The sequence below is a fragment of the Cytobacillus dafuensis genome (genome assembly GCF_007995155.1).
Taxonomy (GTDB): domain Bacteria; phylum Bacillota; class Bacilli; order Bacillales; family Cytobacillaceae; genus Cytobacillus; species Cytobacillus dafuensis.
This window is the reverse complement of record NZ_CP042593.1, coordinates 1276324-1293999: the sequence shown is the minus strand read 5'-3', so window position 1 is coordinate 1293999 and position 17676 is coordinate 1276324. Positions and strand designations below refer to the sequence as shown.

Sequence of the window (17676 nt, the reverse complement as noted above, 5' to 3'; positions counted from 1 at the left end):
GGTTTTTCTACTATTTTAAAAATCAGCACTAATTTTAGTTGTGTGAGTTAAACACTTTGAATTCGTATAAAGAATAGCCCCAGCTTGTTGACCGTTTCACACCAAGCATTCTTACATATCTTGCGTCTGTTGAAGGAAACTTGATTTCATCTATTCCCCCATTACTGTTTAACTCTGTATAGACATCCGTCCATTGGCTGCCATCTTGTGACACCTGGATTTTGTATTGCTTTCCATAGGCAGATTCCCAGTTTAACACAACTTTATTAATAGAATAAAGCTGACCAAGATCGACACTAATCCATTGATTATCTGTATATAAAGAGGCCCATCTTGTATTGTTGTTTCCATCAACTGCTAAATTAGGCGTTAGCCAGCTGACTTCTGATGAAGAAGCTGTAGCGGTTTTTCCTTCTGCTAAATTTACTCCATAAATAACATTCTCAAGGAAGGTTGGGATGACACCCAAGCTTAGCTTTTGCGGGAATTTCTCCATCTCTTTCATCGTGTTTTGAAGTAATGTTCTTAACTCTTCGGCAGTTTGGGTATCATTTTCCTGTTCCGCTAGGGCCATTTTAATGGCTGCTTCGCCTGCGACTCCATATAGTTCCATCTTATTTAGATATGGATCGATTTCATCTAGGAAGTTCTGATTTTCCATGGTATTTCGCAGTTGAGACGGTGCATTTTTCAGCTTCGTGAATTCTTGTATAAGAGCGTCTGCGGCCGCTTGCCCATTTTTGGCCTCATATTCTGACCAAAACTGCTCCATTAGCGGCTTTAATTTTTCCGAAATCGGTTCTTTATAGTTATTAAGACTGATAGAATAGGATGATTCTACAAACAGTTTTAATGGTTCATAAGCAGCTCCGGCAAATTCATTTAAACTCTTTTCCAAAGAGTCATCCGGATTATAGGCTTCCGGGTTCCAAGTATAATCTGCTACGGTAAACAGCGGAATTTTCGATGCCTCCGCTTCGTTCATTGGATTGGCTGTTAGACCAATCACACCATGTTCAGGAGTAAGACCTGCATCTCTTCCAACTAATGGCGCAAGGAACAAACGATTACGGTCATAATCATTTACCGGATAATTATCCCAGATTAATAAGTCATGCTTGAATATCCCATGGATCTTATCGGCATCAGCAGTGGTAATTGTAGGAGCGACGACGCCAATTCCCGTCCACTGAACGACGATATCAGGTTGAACCAATTCGGCAAATCTTTTTCGATAAGGGGTAGTGCCCGCTTGATAATAATCTGTCGGCACGGTAATTAATCGCTCCGCCCCTTCATGTTTTTTGATAAACTGATCATTAAAACGATTTAGCAAATAGGCTTGTGCAGCTGCAGGAGGGTTTGCATCCTTGCCAAACATGGCACGGTCCTCTGGTGAGCGAAGATTTGGGTCAATATCATCAAGGTACAAGGCAAATGATCTAACTCCGACGTCCCACATTGCTTGGGCCTTGTTGATTAAAGCCTGCAGGTCAGAATCGCTTGAATAAGTGATTGTATTCCCTGGTGAAATGGCGAAGGTGAAGGTGACATGGTTTTTATGTGCAGTCTTTACAAGCTGCTCAATTTCTTTTATTTTTTCTTGAGGATAGGGTTCCTTCCACTTATCACGATGGTATGGATCATCTTTTGGCGCATAAATATAGCTATTCATTTTATGCTCGCCGTAAAAATCCAGTTGACTTAAGCGATCTTCATGTGACCACGGGTCGCCATAAAAACCTTCAATCGCTCCTCGTGTCGGCATCGTTGGCCAGTCGTGGATTTCGACTTCAGGAATCCAATCCGTTCCTTCTCGTTCGATAATCATTTGTTTGAATGTCTTGGTACCATAATATGTACCTGTTTCATCTTTCCCTGAAATCACAATATGCTTTTTACTTTCTTCGCCATGTATAGAAGTGACTACATACTCTTCTTTCTTTGTTACAGTCAAATCATCAACGCCCGTACTGTCCTTAATAACTTTTAACTCAGCTTCATCTGAAAATTCCCCTAGCCAGATAATAACAGGAGCATTAAGAAGGGGAGCATTTATGTCACTCTCAACGATTGTTTTAACACCTGCTTTTTTTAGGGCGGCTTTTACTTCTTCAATTGCCGATTGATCTGTTCCATATTCAGTAACCAATCCAACTTTTGGGCTAAGCGGGAACCCATTCCCTATATTTTCAATCAGTTTCGGGGTAGGAGATACAGTAAACACGTATTTTTCATTTCCTTCTTGCGCGCTTGTCTTTTGCATGTCTAGGGGAATGACTAGTCCGGTTACTAAACAAACTGAAATGATAGCCTTAGAAAACAATTTTCTTTTTGCCAACTTTGCCACCTCTTCTTTCAAATTTTGTTTTCACTCCAAAAATCGTACTAAGATTTTTTATTGTCTTAAAATCCCCCTTCCGCTTCAAATAAAATTTTAATAAATATTGAAAAAGCATAAAGCTTATTCACACTGTGTAACTTGTAGAACTGCAAACATTTAGAAAAACTTGGTGTTCGCCAAGTCCTTTTTGGCGAATGCCTAAGTTTTTATTATGCGATCTTATTAGCAGATATTTAATTGAACAAACTCTTTACTTTAGCACGTTAATGGACTTAAACTTTACTTTTAACCAAAAAAGGCAGGGGAACATTAACAAAAGGGATGCTTCCTTTTGTTAGTGTCGCCCTGCCTGATCGAATCAGTAACATGCGGATATGTTGAAGTGTAACCATTTTCACTGCTATTTACAGAATAGTATAATTTAAAATGAAAGCGGTTTACAGGGTAATAGTACCTGCTTTTTTAGGAAAATGCTCCAAGTTATTATTATCATTCTTTTCCGTAAAATACCATACTTTATCACTAGGTGAAAAATATTAGATTACCTCTCCTTGTTCAAACGATGTCACCCCAAAAGGTAAATTTTCCTCGGCAATTTGGTCTAAATGCCACCACCATTCCTCACGCGGCTTTTCGGATGTATTGAAATCATATGCCTTACTAATATGTTCAACCATTTTTTTAGCATTTTGAATTAATTGCAAATCGTACTTTGCTAGTTCCAATTTTTCTTGAAATGTTAATTGATCATGCACTTTATGAAGTTCACTTCTATCATGCAGTATTCGGATAGTTTCAAAAGGGCTGGCTTCAAAATCATTCACATCGTGACCATAATTTTCGATTTCCTGTTTATGTGGACTCATACAAAAACCTCCCTTACCTTTCCTAAATAAGTGCACCCATCTTCGTATTTAAGATAACTACTTGTAGCGGCCATGTATTACTAAACAATGATTGAGTTTGATACTTGTTATTTTCGCTTGGCACTAGTCAAACCTTCTTTTCTAAGAGCATATTGAATTTAGTTTACGTGAAATAAGTTTAAAAGGAATATACAAGTTTATCGCAGATTAATAGAAGAGTATCTGTTTTGTTCTCTCCATTTAAAAATGCCCTAAAAAGGTAGGTTTCAACAAAAATTTGGGGAAGAACTTAATAAAGACATCGATAAATGGGGAAACGGAAGAACCGTTTCCGAAACCATCTAGTTTACCATCCTGACCTTCGTGTTTTTGTTTCCAGTTACTTTGGTATTAACAATTATGCGTAGCTTCTAATTCATTATTGGCATATATTGTTCCGTAAGTTGCACAAAGTAACATGTCACCACAAACGTCGCTACTCACTTGAAAGTTAATGTGATCTTCATATGTATCTAGACAATCAGGTCTAATTGTATCTACAAGTTTTTTGAAATTAAGAACTGGTAAATATTTTTTTATTATTTCATAGCTTGATAATTGATCTTTATTCGTATATGCATTATATTCGTAAATTTCTTTATAAATTGGATTTGAACTGTACGGGTCATGATTCATATGAAGACTGTTTCATCCTTATGTATCCAGTGAGGATATCCATTTATCGCAAATTAACGGGCTGTAAGACCCCCACTAATTGAAGTTTCTCTTTATTTCGTTTGTTTTCATACTCTATGCTCTAGCTCTCGATAAACTAAAACCTTCTCTCTTGCTCTACCTTATCATTTAAGCTTTGGTTATTGATGCTCAAAAACAATTAGTAATAGAATTTGGGCAAAAAAAAGCTTACTCATAAGTCAATAAAATTATAAAAAAATATTCAATAAACGAAGGTGTTGTTGTTGGCGATAGACTTTCAGATTTTGAAGCAGCTAAAGTAAATAATTTATTATCAGTGGGCTGCAACTTCAACTTTCCAAAAGATGAAGAATTAGTACAAGCAAATTTTAAAGTAGATAGTTTTAAAGAATTATTAGAGATTCTTCCTGATAGGGCCTTGTTTATGTAAGCTGCATGAACATCCTTCCATTGATAATCTTCACCTCATTGAGTAACACCCTCTAATTGCTTAAAAATAGCCGATACCCCGAGCCACCAATTTTCATCTTCAGCATATTTTCGGTTAATCCATTGAATCGGATCAACATCAGCTGGGCGATCTTTACTTAGATTTACAATGGTACGAGCGGCGATTTGACTCGATTCGGTAATGTTTGTATTAAAATCTTTCCAGCTGTAGTAAACATTAAAAGGGTTATTAGCTATTTTTTCGGCATCCTTATGATCTCTAGAGACAAACCCTTGCTCCTGGCCCGTGATGGCAAATAATAAAAGTGGATGGATATTATACTCATTTGCTACTTCGATTATAGTAGAAAAATACGGTTCATCCGCTAACAAAGAATTTCGTCCATGTAACCAATCTCGTAATTTTCGATCATCAATTTCTTCATATTGCAAGGATGGGGGCAATTCGTTTTGCAGTCTTTCTTGAGTAGCAGTTCCTTTAAGGTCATCAGCTTCCCCTTTAGCCAAATCCATATTTTTTTGTGCTGGATATTCTATACTTACGATAATTCCAAATAAGATCAAGATTATGGCTGTTGCTCCAAGAAAATACGGCTTATGCTTCTTCAGCTTGCTTTTGATTATATTTTGAGTTGTGGATAGTACATGATCATCAACCTGAATAGTTGACCGAACCGCTGACTCAGAAGGAAGAGTTTGTTCACTTTCTTCTTTTTTTCGGCTTTTACGAAGATTGTCTACATAACTTTCTGCCATATTTGAGTCTATTTCTACCTTTTCTTGCATCCATTGGGACAGTTCTATTTTTAATTCTGCTTCTGAAGCTAATGCTATGCTAGATTCAATAATATCATTGGCAGAAATAGAAAGATAATTCGTAGAAAGCTTTTTATTCATAAGCTCCATCCGAATGCTTCTTTTTGTTTCCTTTGAAAAGTTCGGAAGTGAACGATCAATCATATCATGTATCGTTCTAGCAAATATTGTAGCCTTTTGTTTAGAGTTTAATGTGTGATATCGAACGTTAATCCGTTCTCTTATCTTATTAATCCCTTCTTCATCTATAACGTCTATTTGGATTAACTGTTCATGAAACGGAGTCAATGGTTACACCCTTTAATCGTTTTTCAAAAATTTTCACTACACCAACTAATTGGAAATAATATAAGCAAAAGTTATATTTCACCATTTATTCTACCATTTTTTCAATGTTAATCTATTTGAAGGAATTTATAATATATCAAAATATAAAAAAGATCAGCCCCCACTTCTTAATATTAAAACATGGGGACGGTTCTCATGTTTCCGAACTTCCAATATCTTAGATAAGCAAGAGTCTGTTTTTCGCAGTAGGGAAACGCAGGAACCGTCCCTGTGTTCCTCCTAAATGGCCTTCTTTTGAGAGATATGGACCTTCACGTTCAAGAAATTATCAGAATTATTAGTGCGGACTATATCTTAATAATCTATACTATAAATAACCCTCACTATTCATCTAGTTTATTCCCCTCGCTACTTTCAAATTTCCTATTTTTACAACTTAACAAGAAAGAAGGATGATTTATTTCATGAGAAGATTAATATTATGTAATTGTGGCAGCGGAAAGGATCAAGTAATTTGCTGTGGACCTATTCCGCAAGTAAAGGTAAGTAGTTTACCCATTAACTCCGAACAGGAACGAAAGGAAATCCTCCAAAATATTCAAATCATCTCACAGTTTAACATGATGTATCGAGGGTTGTTAGAATACTATGGAAAGGATTTTATAGCGTATAAACGCGAAAAGCCTCGAGACCAAAACAGAAATGAATTTCTTCGAATCATCTCTAAATTTATGAGTTTTTACTTAGAAGATACTTGCCCCACCTCTTGGGAAGACTGCCAGCCATCATTTTGGGAAGAACTTATGATTACGATTTTCCCTCTCCATATGCATGTCACACCACAGAAAAAAGAAGTTAAAAAATTCCTCCATGAACTAAAAAAATTTGTTCGCTGGCTTGACAAGAGAGCCCGTACTTCCTGGTCCCTCACTATTGAAAATCACATCAATAAATATCATGCTGAACTAAAAATGTGTGAAGTTTTGCTAAATACTCACTTCTTACTCCATTTTCCTCAAATCCATAAATCCGACGACTGGGATCCCCTACAAAATATTAAAAAAATAGAAGAAGATAGCAGTGAATTTAACGAGACCATTAATGGCATTTTTAAGATTCGCAGCAGGAATGAAAATACAACTGTATTAACAGATATTTCGGATGATCGAGATTTTTATGTAATAGGTCTTGATTGCAATGAGGCTATGGAAGGGATTTTACTAGATTGTTCAATTGGAAAAATAGATAGTGAAATGTATTGGCATTGGCTTTTTACGGAAGGGGTATATCCTGGAAATGCGAGTAAGTATATTTCATTTGATTGATTCTATTGTAGGGCCATCCAAAGGTTTTACGATCAAGATCATCTAAGTAGACTCTCTTTCTAGTAGTAAATGCTAATGCTTTAAGATTAGGGTCGTTATGTACTTCTCCTGCATTAGGCGTTTGAGGTGATAAGGTTAAAAGACCTAGTACTCGATAGGCCCTCACCGAACGCTTTATAATTTTTACTTCCACTAATAAATTTTCGTTATTAGGAGAATTCCATTCTAGTTCTTCGCCACTTTTAATAATGAAATCCTTTAAATAAATTAGGAATGATTGCTCTATCATATCGATACCTCTACTATCATTAGATATTCTTATTTTAACAAACTAATAGGGTAGATGCGTTCGGCATAATTAGGAAAATTTATAGAGAAAAGAATGGTAGGAATGCTTTATTTACTTCCATTGAAGCATGTATGGCTGCTCGATTACCTTTATTTTAGATTTCCTCATTTAATTCTAGCACCATAAATAAAGGTGCCAGACCCCCACAGTAATAAAGAACTACTGTACCGGAGCCTGACACCTTATTTTAAAGTTTTCAATTCTTATTTTCACCTGGAAACAAAACCGCAATAATACGGAACTCCATTACTTAAAATCCTTATCTTTAAGTGATTTTAATAGGTCTGAGGTGGTCATACCGAGACCTTTCCTATATTGTTCCTCACTTTCTTTGAACATCAATTCAAGTTGCGGGTTTTTATTTACATCAGCATATATTGACTGTTCATCTTCCTCTTGAAGAACAATAGTAAATCTCCCCTTACCCGGAATAGAAAATTGCACGACTGAATTTTCGCGATCTATATCATCAATATATTTCACAAGTTCCTCTAAAGATAAAACTTTATTCATTGTCATCACCGCCGATTAAGGTGTATTTATTCATATCATATCATCCAAAATTCAGGAAATAAACTGGGATTAACGTAACAGCTTTACTTCCCTTATATTTCAACATTACTTTATGGTAGCTAATCGGTTTCACCTTCAAAAAACGCAAGAACCTTCCCCATGTTTTTAGAAGAAGCCCGGGCTGCATCATATAGAATAGAAACTAATAGTTTTTTGAAAATTGTAACTCTTTATTGAAACAGAAAATAATATCTGTTAGAATAAAACGAAGAAAATTCTTCATAAATTATCACTAATGAAGAAATGTAAACGTTTTAGCGAATAGGAGGGTTTAAAGGTGGATAACTATAAAATTGGAAAGCTAATGGATGTGGAGCTATTAGCTGAACTACGAGAAAAATTTGCATTCCTTGATTACGATCCAGACTATGGAGAAAGACTATTCTTTGATAATTCAGGTGGCTCTATTAGATTAAAAGAGGCAATACAAGTACGAGAAAAGATTGATTTATTACCTGATTGTCCAGAAAGATATCATCTGCGAGCAGTTGATTTTAACAACATCATGGAAAAAGGGACAAATGATGTTTTAAATGTTATTTTTGGTGCAAAGTCAGGATCCCTTATTACTGAATTGACAGCCTCTCAAGCTATGTTCAATATGGTAGCTACCATTATTGAGAACGTCAAAGGTGAAAACGCTGTCACTACTAATATTGAGCATCCTTCCTCATATGATGCAGTAGAATTCTATTGTAAAAAGAATAATAAAGAACTCCGAGTTGCTGAAGCAAACAAGGATACAGGGTTTGTTGATCCCGAAGCCATTGCTGAAAAAATTGATGAGAATACTATTTTGCTAAGTGTTATAGCTTCAAGTAATATTTCCGGCAATATCATGGATCTCGAAAAAATTATTAAAGCGGCAAGAGCGAAAAAACCTAATTTATATATCATTGTTGATGCGGTACAGCATATGCCACATGGAACACTCGATGTTGAAAAGCTTGGCATTGACGGTGCCAACTTTGCTCCATATAAATTTATGGCATCGAGAGGAATCGGGTTTGCCTATGTGTCTAGCAGGCTATCAAAGCTTCCACATAATAAACTTATCGCTAAGGAAGATAGCGTTTGGGAACTTGGCTCACCAACACCTGCCCTTTTTGCATCCATATCCGCAGTAGTTGATTATGTATGCTGGTTAGGTTCTAAGGATAGTGAAAGCCAAAATGATTCCAGAAGATCTCTATATCTAAAAGGTATGGAAAAGATAATCTTACACGAAAGAGCATTACTACATAGATTACTTGAGGGGAGCGAAAAAATAGAAGGATTAAGACATATGGATAAGGTCAACGTTTTTGCAGATTATCCAGATTTGATTAAGAGAGATCTTATTGTTGCAATTGGTATTGACGGTAAAGATTGCGAGCAGCTTAGAAAAGATTATCAAGAAAAAGGTGTTACCGTTTATGAAAGAGTCAATACCAGTGTTTATTCTAAACGCATATTAGAAGCTATTGGCTTAACTGGGGCTATTAGAGTTTCACCTTTTCATTGTCACACTGTTGATGAAATTGATAAATTTTTATACATCACGAAAGAACTTGCAAATTCATAAATTTAGGAGGGCTAATATAGGTTGGAAAAAATTAGGTCTTGGCACGAAGGTTTTTATTGGATTTGTAGTAGGGATTATACTTGGTTTGATTTTTAAAGAAAAAATATTATTGATAAAGCCAGTCGGAGATATCTTTTTAACGCTAATCAAGATGATTGTTGTTCCACTCATCTTCTTCTCGATAACATCAGGTATTTTTAGTATCGGTGATGTCCAAAAATTAAAGAGAATCGGAACAAAAACATTACTTTATTATGTAATTACAACATTATTAGCTGGTGGAATTGGTATTATTGTTGCAAATATCTTTAAACCTGGTGAAGGGTTAGATATTTCAAGTATTAAGGCATCATCTGATTTTCAAGCATCCGAGATTCCTACTCTTAGTGAAACCATTTTAGGTATATTCCCATCAAATCCAGTTCAAGCTCTTGCAACAGGTAATTTGATGCAAATTATTATCTTCTCTTTATTCTTAGGAATTTCCATAACCTTAATTGGGAACAAAGCTGAAGGCCTTAAGAAGTTATTTAATGAAGGTACTGAAGCAATGTACAAGATGACCGCTATCGTTATGGCATTTTCCCCGATTGGTGTTGCTGCACTAATGGCTTGTACAATTGGTGAGTATGGATTAAAAATATTTGGCCCTCTTGGGAAGTTCATATTAGTTGATTATGTTGGACTAATTTCTGTCATCATCATAATGTACTTATTTATGCTGAAATTTATAGCTAAATTTCCTCTAACAAAATTCTTTAAATCGATCGGTAAAATTTGGGTTGTAACAGCAAGTACAACTAGTAGTTCTGGAACACTACCAGTAACTATTTCTGTTACAAAAAATGATTATAAGGTAAAAGAAGAATTAGCACAGTTTACCCTTCCTATCGGAGCAACAATGAACATGAATGGTGCTGTCGTGTATTATTCAGCTGCCGTCATATTCGTTTCTCAAATTTACGGAGTAGAAATGTCAATAAGCCAACAGTTTCTCGTTATTTTAATGACAACATTAATATCTGTTGGATCCCCGGGTATCCCTGGCGGAGGCATCGTAATGACAATCATGTTGTTAACCACTCTCGGACTTCCAATGGAAATTGTCGGTATGATCGCAGGTATTTATAGAATAATAGATATGGGACATACTACCCTAAATGTTACAGGTGACGTAGTGAGTACATTATGTATTGCCCGCAGTGAAAACATGTATGAAGAAGATTCTACTCCCTTAAAAAAAGTCATTTAAAATAGTAATGATATATGTAACTACTAAAAGGTTGTAAAAATAATTTTTACAACCTTTTTTTATTAATACATCCCAAATTGACTGATATGCTTATTAATTCTTTCTAACTTTTCCTTACTTTTAATAATAGTAGCTTTGCTTACTTGAGAGCATATTAATTCGGCTAAAAATAATACTGGCGTGTAGGAGTTGAAAAAAGCATTACTATCCACTGAAACTAAGAGCAGTACATCAGCATAATGGGCGATAGGTGCTGTGGCTTTATCCGTAATGATGATAACTTTTGCATTAGCCTCTTTTGCCATTTTTGCAGCTCCAAGGTCTAATTCCGAGTATCTTGGAAAGGAAAAAATAAGGACACAATCATCCTTACTACAAGATGCCAACGTATCAAATGGTGTAAACGAATTACTACTGCTAACTACGATATTATCAATAATCTGGTTCAGGAATACTCCCATTATCTCCGTTATTCCAACTCTAGCTCTACTACCTAAAATAAAGACTCTTCTAGCATCAACGATATAATTTGTTGCCTTATTAATCTCCGCTAATGAGTTTTTCTCTGAAATGGAGGATATATTTTTTTCAAGGATTTTCAAATTATCATTGAATAAGTCTGCTTCTATAATTTTATCATAACTCAGCTTTAATCTTTCAGAAGGGATCGTAACATCATCAGAGATAGCCAAACTTCCTTCGTAACACTGCTCCCTAAGATACTTTTGAAAGTCACTATATCCGGTAAAACCAATTTTTCTAGAAAAACGAATAATCGTTGCATTACTTACATTTAATCTATTTGCTAACTCTGTTGATGTAATTAAACATGCATCTGTTAAGTTGTTTAATATATAATCTGCAATTAAATCTTCTTTTTTTGTTAAATCAGAATTTCCAATAATTGACTTTAAGGTCATTGTTGAAGGGTCCATGTTTATACCTCCATTTATTGAGACAGTTATAGTAAGAAGAAAGCACTAATTTTAATCCTTATACTTCCTACAAATTTTAACTCACATATTTCAGAAAGTGCAAATTTATGTATAAGTTTTCCCAGACACTAACTATAAATCCGGAAACTAGGGGACGGTTCCTGTGCGTTTTATTAATGAATTTTACTGACCAATCACTTTTACAGTAATTGCTAATTTCATATACTCTCCTTCTGAGAATTTAAAAAGAGCAACACACAATAATTCTTCTATCAAATTATCTAACAGAAAAATTCCTGACGTTAATACAATTAGTGAAAACAGGAGAACCGTCGTTATGTATTTCCAATGGATATCGATATTTTATACCTTAAAAGGATTACCTGATAAGGTGGCCTCATTCTTATTTCAGTTGTAACAATTGGAAAATAGACCCTTGTAACTTGAGTGAAGGTGTAAATCCTCGGGATATAGCAGGTGTATTAGTAAATAATATGAATGTTAAACAATCAATTGAGGAGGACTTGTATGCAACAGGATCAACAAGCGAAAAAGAATTTGGTTTCTGGTTCTACTATGAATTCAGGATTTGCTGGAACTGATGCACAAAGAGTAAAACAAGAAATTAGAAAAGATGTAAGTGAAGGACAAGGTGCGATGACATCGCGGGAAGCAGGAGCAATGCGGGATTAAAAACCACTCTATTGAGTTGTTTTCAGAACAAAAAATGCCTGTCCCCTAGTATATTAAAGTACTGTACCATGGGGGCAGACACCAAAGATTCTGGTATTTTATTATTTTGCTACGGTTTTAAAATAAGCTTTGTTACGCACATTACGTGTGAAGAGTGTATGTGGCAACACAAAGATGTTGGTGGGTTTACTTTGTTTCTTCCTTTTCATCTACTATTTTGGATATTAAATTTTTCTCTGTCATACATAGAAATCATTAGTAATTTTATTTACCACTTATGAACATCTTAATTAACACATTTATTTAAGCAATGAATGTCTTCCCTGCCATCACCATGTGCGGTGTACAAATGACTATCCAATGACATTCATTTTGTCAAAAGAATTTTTAATCGAAAATAATGTGTTAGTCTAAACAAACTACTTCACTAAACCTGTTGTCCACGAAATTGTCTCATTTTTAACATCGAATTGGAGAACGTTGCATTCACCCTCGGCTTCATCAGAAAGATTTATACAAAATAGTGTTTTTCCTAATTCTCTAGAATAATCTAATTCAAATCTAACCCAATGTGACTCAAGTGAGTTGTCTGTCTTAACAAAAACTATATTTTTGGATTGTTCTATACGTTTTTTAAGTACCACTTTTGTATATTCACTTACAAGTTCCCTTTTTAGAAAATCACTGTCACTTGTCCAATCACAGTAAATACTAATAGAAAGTTTGTTAAAAGCTTTTATTATCTTTTTTATAACACTTGAGTCTTTGTAACTGTGAGAGATGAAAACATCGTAAACCTTTTTATTTTGTACATTGTTACTCTCAATTCTTTTTAACAAGTCAAGAGGAGTCATGAAAAACTCGCTGCTCTCTGTCATATATTCCTTCTTTTTGCCATTAAAATTTTTTCTTAATTTGACGTAGTTACCCGTTACTTGTAAATGCTTAAACGCCATATTCCTTATTTGATTATTACGCTCACTTTCACTCAGTTTATAAAAAAATTCTGCCGTTTTCTTTGATTTGTATTTTTGAAGTTCTTTAAATATTTCCATTTTTTCATCAAAACTAATTCCTCGTTTATGATATGCAGCAATAAAAGTATCAATAAAAAGTGGTTCGACATTTTGAATAAGTTCATTAGCTTTTGCTATTTTTTCATTCCTGCTCCTAATAGCGTTTTCCCTTTTAGCCTTAAACTTAGCAAATCTTTCTTGGTAGGCTAGCTCATCAAAATTTGCATTGTGCTTTGCGATTCTACCTTTTGATAAAATATTTTTCACTATTGGCAACTTAAAAAAGTGCTCTTTCGGTGGATTAGGCTTGTACCTAATCTTCTTTCCCTTCTTTAATAAGAACTCATCTTTCTCTTTATATTGATCAAAACGTTGATTTAATTCCCTCCACTCATGAGGATACAGTTGTTGAAACAGTTCTAAAAGTGTTTCAGCGTTGTAGTTATAAGGTAATACATCAGATAATCGTCTCAATACTTGGCTTAAATTCTTATTGATACGCATCGTCTCTCCAACATACTTTCTTTTAGCTACACCTGGCATACTTTTGATCCTCCAACTTATAACTGACGAACACTCTAGTTTGTTTGTTACTCACACACTTTTGTGCAAGGTATATTCATCTTTGTTTTCATTAATGTTATATGCTACCTGAAGATAGATATCGAAATTATCTATAAAATCAACCCACTTAACAGAACGAACATACGAAGATTCCCCTGTGTAAACCTTGTTACTCTCGCTATGGTTACTGCAATCATTGTAAGTAGGAGACTTTATGTTGAACATATTTTCTCTTAATATTGTAAATAAGGTATTGGTCTTCAGCGTTATGCAATTACAATAAGGGCAAGAATTATCATGTATGAAGTACTCATAGCTATTGTATTGATCTGGTAAAACAACTGCTAGTAAAGCATTAGCACCACTTGTTCTTCCATTTCTAGTAAGTTCTCTCAGTGAATATGAAATTTCCCAAGGTATCCACTGGTCTTCCTCACTTTGAAAAAGAGCCTTCATATTTTTTGAAATAAATATAATGGTAATGCTGCTATCAAAGATCTTATCCTTCAATTTAGTCCATATTGTTTCATCTTTAAACTCACTTAAGTCCTCACCATCAGCTTCACCTTTGTTAATGTGATCGCCTTCTTTAAGCTTACTTTGTAGCTCATCTACGTAATCTCTAACTGTCGTAGAATAGTTACCATTGAGAGGATAAACACCACTGTCAGAATATTTATAAGAAATAAAAATTTTTCTCCCCATTTTTTTCACTCCACTAATGTAATGAAACACATTGTTAGATCATCTTCCAGCCCTTAGAGCAGTAATAATTTTTATTATTCTAGTTATAATTTCATGATGATTATGGCTTGCATCTCCAATAAATTCAAAGTCAGCTTTAAGAGCAGGAAAATCACTATAATATTTATCGTAATTTGTTATTGTTTCTTCCCAAAGTGTTTTGCTCATGTACCCAGTGGCACCAACAGGAATAACTTTAATTCCTTGAGCAACGGCAATATCAAATTCTTTTCTAACACCACCTGCATCTACCACTTTTCCATTCACTTCTTTATTGCCAAAAATAAATACAGCACAACCAACATCAGAAATAAAATCGCGTCTATACTGATCCCATAAATCCATCAATTCCAATCCGTTAGTAGCATATTGAGGAAATGGCCTGAGTATTAAATAATCGCTAATTTTTCGTTTGTTTGTAGAATATACGTAATCTAGCGACCCATTAATAACAGCACTCCCCACTCCGAGTCCAAATCCAGAAGCAATTTTGAAACCAGCCTTTACCATCTCACGACTTAGAGTATGAATGAACATTTGCGCAGTGTTGTGATCAGGCACAAATTGTTTATACTCCACCGCGCTTCCTGAAATAAGTATTTTTGACCTACAATAACGCTGTAAAATAGTTTGTAGTATTTCAGTGATGTCTTCGTACTTATCAACCAACACTGGTTTAATATGATACCTTTCTAAATCAGCACATTTTAGTTCCTGTTTGATAGAATCATACCTGAACTTCTCATCACCTTCTTCTTTTGGAAGATGGTTATACTGATTCCTGTTGACCTTCCTGAAAAAACAGTAATGGTTTCTCCCGTCTTGCCCCATCAAGACTCTAATTCGACTTAATATATACTCTAAATCAGGGTCTTCAAAACTATAACCTATGAATAGAAAGGTTTTTGAAATCAAATCACCTTTAAGTCCTATGGAAAATAGTTGATTATTTTCATGGAACATTTCGTATTCATCTTTTATCAAAACTGTTTCACTTGCCCTTTCAATATCCCCATGCATCTTATAAACGATTGCATCTCTTTTAGGCTTCAGAAGGGCAAAATCAGATTGTTTTATTTTCACATCGGGGTTCTTGCCAACGTCAGTTAATGACTTTTCGATAAGTCTATCGTAATTTGTTGTCCAATAAGTATCTATAGGGAGTTGTGCTAGTATTCTGTGATTTTCATTTAATTGTGCTTCCGCAGAAAAATTATCTATAACTAACTGCGATAGTCTCTGACGGCCATTTTTATTAAAGAAATACTGAGCTAAAGAAATCAAATCAGTTTCTTTTTCTATATCAAGCTCTAGCTCGTCTGCTGCCTCTTTTAGAAGGCCTTTCCAATTTACGAACCCTGACGCAGCGGATAAACCTGCACCTGCAAAGATTGCTGCATTATCCTCATGGAGTGCTTTCAGGAATTCTTTAATTAATACTTCTTTATCCGTTGCCATAGCAATTTCCTCCAAAACAATTTTCATAGAAAATCCATAGGTAAATTATACCATAACACTTTCCCCATAGGTTCTACTATTCTACCAAAATTCAAAATATTTATTCGTTCCAGTGATAAATCAATTAAAAATAACTTTTAAAATATCCCAAACTTTTTATTTAATACATTAACTTAGTAACTCAACTTTTGCGCATAGAAAAATCTAATGAGCCCTTGATATAACTTGGTAAAGACTCAAACCATTGTGCCAATTGACTGTTTAAAGTTTTCGTGCTCAAAGAAACACTGTCTTTCAACAAAAAGTCGCCATGAACGTATCTTAGAACCGTTTTGGGCTTTATTATAGAGCATTAAGAGCCAAATAGGCCCTTACCTCTATTCTCGAGGTAAGGGCCTATCTTATTCCATCAACAATACCCAACCAAACAAGCGAGAAATGGGGACGGTTCTAATGTTTCCGAGATAATATGTGTTGCATATATCATACTTGCTGCTATATAAGATTAAACCAAGAGGATTAGGACTCCTTATCAACTTACAATCTCTTCGATACGCAAGAGCCTGTTTTTCGCAGTAGGGAAACGCAAGAACCGTCCCAACATTTCTCAGTAATAAATTCATTAAACATATGATACTCCTTATCTTTAAATTACTTATTTCAACAAAAGGAGATATTTCCCTCTAAAATAAGAGGATTTACCCATAATTTGTTGAATTTTGTAAATAAGGAGGTGATAGAAATGACAAGAAGATATTCCTTTCCTTTTAACGGAAACCGTTACATTGGGAACACTAACACTAACGAAGTTCATGATTTAGACAACGAGAAAAGCAATTGCAAAATCAATGAAATGAAAACTAATCATGTTAAAACTTTTTCTCCCGATACTCATTATCAAGCCAAAAGCGAAGGATTTGATAACTGCTACTGGTGTATCGGTAATTCTAAGTACTAATTACACCTAAATTTGATTGATAGGGAATGGCGTGTTGGGAATGCCATTCTCTACAATCTTCAATTGTTACGCAACCACTTTTTAAAAACATTTGCCAAACTAACCCATTGTTCAAAGTACCGTTATAAGGGAATGGTTTATAATTGAGTTCTTTGGCTAAACCAACGCTTTCTTTATCAATAAGCACAATGGGTGGACTTTGATACTCTTTCCATTTTCCAACGGAATTTTCGATAACTACAGGATGACCAGCATTACCATGTCCACAGCAGGAATTCAATGTTACAATCCCACTGTCATTTAACCATTGTAATTCATCAGAGATGCAAGCATCTACTTTTATATTTTTATGAAGTTGAATAGGATTAATTACTTTTATGATTTTATAGGTTCCATATAAGCACAAAATAATCACCTCATTCATAAGTATGGCCAAAATTAATCAAAAATTATAAAAATAAAAAACGCCATAGCTGGATCACTTACCGAACATAAATAGAGGAAGCAACTAGTTAACCGCCTCCCCGTCCTGCCTTCAAGTTTAACTTGCCGATTTTTGTTTTAGCAATTTCGTATCTTTTGTGCTATTTGTTTCCTTGGCAAGCTTTTTTTCAATAATTGAATCTCAAAAACGTTTAGTATGTGAAAATGACAGCCCCATATGATCTCCAATCCACCGATAACTCTTACCTTCAAGTAGCCAATGTAAGACTTCCAGTTCCCTATCATCTGTAATTTAATGCTACCTGTCCCTTAATAACCGAAATCTTAGTTTTATATTTATT

The 17676-nt window shown here is 34.7% G+C and carries 14 protein-coding genes and 1 pseudogene; 5 read left to right on the top strand and 10 right to left on the bottom strand.

Translation table 11 applies throughout. The features are described 5' to 3' along the window. Window positions 1-34 precede the first annotated feature (34 nt). The 4 genes and pseudogenes from FSZ17_RS06215 to FSZ17_RS06200 all read right to left on the bottom strand — a co-directional run bounded on the left by FSZ17_RS06215 (window position 35) and on the right by FSZ17_RS06200 (window position 5460). Window positions 35-2341, bottom strand: coding sequence for a glycoside hydrolase family 84 protein (locus tag FSZ17_RS06215; protein ID WP_057775096.1), 2307 nt, complete (start codon window positions 2339-2341; stop codon window positions 35-37). A gap of 539 nt (window positions 2342-2880) precedes the next feature. Further along, the gene (locus tag FSZ17_RS06210; RefSeq protein WP_057775098.1) at window positions 2881-3210 is read right to left on the bottom strand and encodes a hypothetical protein; all 330 of its coding nucleotides are present in this window, start codon (window positions 3208-3210) and stop codon (window positions 2881-2883) included. A 390-nt stretch (window positions 3211-3600) separates the two neighbouring features. Further along, window positions 3601-3885, bottom strand: a pseudogene (locus FSZ17_RS23645) (hypothetical protein); the annotation flags it as partial. A 486-nt stretch (window positions 3886-4371) separates the two neighbouring features. Continuing rightward, window positions 4372-5460: a hypothetical protein gene (locus tag FSZ17_RS06200; protein ID WP_057775101.1), complete on the bottom strand. Its 1089-nt coding sequence runs from the start codon at window positions 5458-5460 to the stop codon at window positions 4372-4374. 464 nt (window positions 5461-5924) lie between these two features. On the opposite strand from FSZ17_RS06200, the gene FSZ17_RS06195 reads away from it, so the two are divergent. Further along, entirely contained in the window at window positions 5925-6785 is an 861-nt protein-coding gene (locus tag FSZ17_RS06195) for a hypothetical protein (protein WP_057775104.1), read from the top strand. 595 nt (window positions 6786-7380) lie between these two features. Here FSZ17_RS06195 and FSZ17_RS06190 read toward each other — a convergent pair. Next, window positions 7381-7647: a hypothetical protein gene (locus FSZ17_RS06190; protein WP_057775108.1), complete on the bottom strand. Its 267-nt coding sequence runs from the start codon at window positions 7645-7647 to the stop codon at window positions 7381-7383. A gap of 337 nt (window positions 7648-7984) precedes the next feature. Between FSZ17_RS06190 and FSZ17_RS06185 the strand changes: the two genes are divergently transcribed. After that, window positions 7985-9271, top strand: coding sequence for an aminotransferase class V-fold PLP-dependent enzyme (locus FSZ17_RS06185; RefSeq protein ID WP_228460291.1), 1287 nt, complete (start codon window positions 7985-7987; stop codon window positions 9269-9271). Next, entirely contained in the window at window positions 9258-10523 is a 1266-nt protein-coding gene (locus FSZ17_RS06180; RefSeq protein ID WP_228460290.1) for a dicarboxylate/amino acid:cation symporter, read from the top strand. The genes FSZ17_RS06185 and FSZ17_RS06180 overlap by 14 nt, the downstream gene beginning before the upstream one ends. A 62-nt stretch (window positions 10524-10585) precedes the next feature. Here FSZ17_RS06180 and FSZ17_RS06175 read toward each other — a convergent pair whose 3' ends face one another. After that, window positions 10586-11458: a MurR/RpiR family transcriptional regulator gene (locus FSZ17_RS06175; protein WP_057775111.1), complete on the bottom strand. Its 873-nt coding sequence runs from the start codon at window positions 11456-11458 to the stop codon at window positions 10586-10588. A 528-nt stretch (window positions 11459-11986) separates the two neighbouring features. On the opposite strand from FSZ17_RS06175, the gene FSZ17_RS23305 reads away from it, so the two are divergent. Next, complete coding sequence (locus tag FSZ17_RS23305; RefSeq protein ID WP_185150671.1) at window positions 11987-12151, top strand: hypothetical protein; 165 nt, start codon at window positions 11987-11989, stop codon at window positions 12149-12151. 419 nt (window positions 12152-12570) lie between these two features. Here the strand turns inward: FSZ17_RS23305 and FSZ17_RS06170 are convergent, their stop codons facing one another. From FSZ17_RS06170 to FSZ17_RS06160, 3 genes are read right to left on the bottom strand one after another with little or no spacing between them, the layout of a single operon-like run. Next, complete coding sequence (locus FSZ17_RS06170; RefSeq protein WP_057775113.1) at window positions 12571-13710, bottom strand: toll/interleukin-1 receptor domain-containing protein; 1140 nt, start codon at window positions 13708-13710, stop codon at window positions 12571-12573. 51 nt (window positions 13711-13761) lie between these two features. Beyond that, complete coding sequence (locus tag FSZ17_RS06165) at window positions 13762-14436, bottom strand: TIR domain-containing protein (RefSeq protein WP_057775115.1); 675 nt, start codon at window positions 14434-14436, stop codon at window positions 13762-13764. Between the two features lie 39 nt (window positions 14437-14475). Continuing rightward, on the bottom strand, window positions 14476-15933 hold the full coding sequence (locus FSZ17_RS06160; protein ID WP_057775117.1) for an SIR2 family protein: 1458 nt from the start codon (window positions 15931-15933) through the stop codon (window positions 14476-14478). 742 nt (window positions 15934-16675) lie between these two features. Here FSZ17_RS06160 and FSZ17_RS06155 point away from each other — a divergent pair. Then, window positions 16676-16891: a hypothetical protein gene (locus FSZ17_RS06155; protein WP_057775120.1), complete on the top strand. Its 216-nt coding sequence runs from the start codon at window positions 16676-16678 to the stop codon at window positions 16889-16891. Here FSZ17_RS06155 and FSZ17_RS06150 read toward each other — a convergent pair. After that, complete coding sequence (locus tag FSZ17_RS06150) at window positions 16881-17297, bottom strand: hypothetical protein (protein WP_057775123.1); 417 nt, start codon at window positions 17295-17297, stop codon at window positions 16881-16883. The two genes, FSZ17_RS06155 and FSZ17_RS06150, sit on opposite strands and share 11 nt — an antisense overlap. Window positions 17298-17676: the final 379 nt, after the last annotated feature.

Bases quoted from the DNA above. Each gene is read 5' to 3' on its own strand.
- FSZ17_RS06210 (WP_057775098.1), bottom strand. From the start codon at position 3,210: ATGAGTCCACATAAACAGGAAATCGAAAATTATGGTCACGATGTGAAT.
- FSZ17_RS06195 (WP_057775104.1), top strand. From the start codon at position 5,925: ATGAGAAGATTAATATTATGTAATTGTGGCAGCGGAAAGGATCAAGTA.
- FSZ17_RS06190 (WP_057775108.1), bottom strand. From the start codon at position 7,647: ATGAATAAAGTTTTATCTTTAGAGGAACTTGTGAAATATATTGATGAT.
- FSZ17_RS06175 (WP_057775111.1), bottom strand. From the start codon at position 11,458: ATGGACCCTTCAACAATGACCTTAAAGTCAATTATTGGAAATTCTGAT.
- FSZ17_RS23305 (WP_185150671.1), top strand. From the start codon at position 11,987: ATGCAACAGGATCAACAAGCGAAAAAGAATTTGGTTTCTGGTTCTACT.
- FSZ17_RS06170 (WP_057775113.1), bottom strand. From the start codon at position 13,710: ATGCCAGGTGTAGCTAAAAGAAAGTATGTTGGAGAGACGATGCGTATC.
- FSZ17_RS06165 (WP_057775115.1), bottom strand. From the start codon at position 14,436: ATGGGGAGAAAAATTTTTATTTCTTATAAATATTCTGACAGTGGTGTT.
- FSZ17_RS06160 (WP_057775117.1), bottom strand. From the start codon at position 15,933: ATGGCAACGGATAAAGAAGTATTAATTAAAGAATTCCTGAAAGCACTC.
- FSZ17_RS06155 (WP_057775120.1), top strand. From the start codon at position 16,676: ATGACAAGAAGATATTCCTTTCCTTTTAACGGAAACCGTTACATTGGG.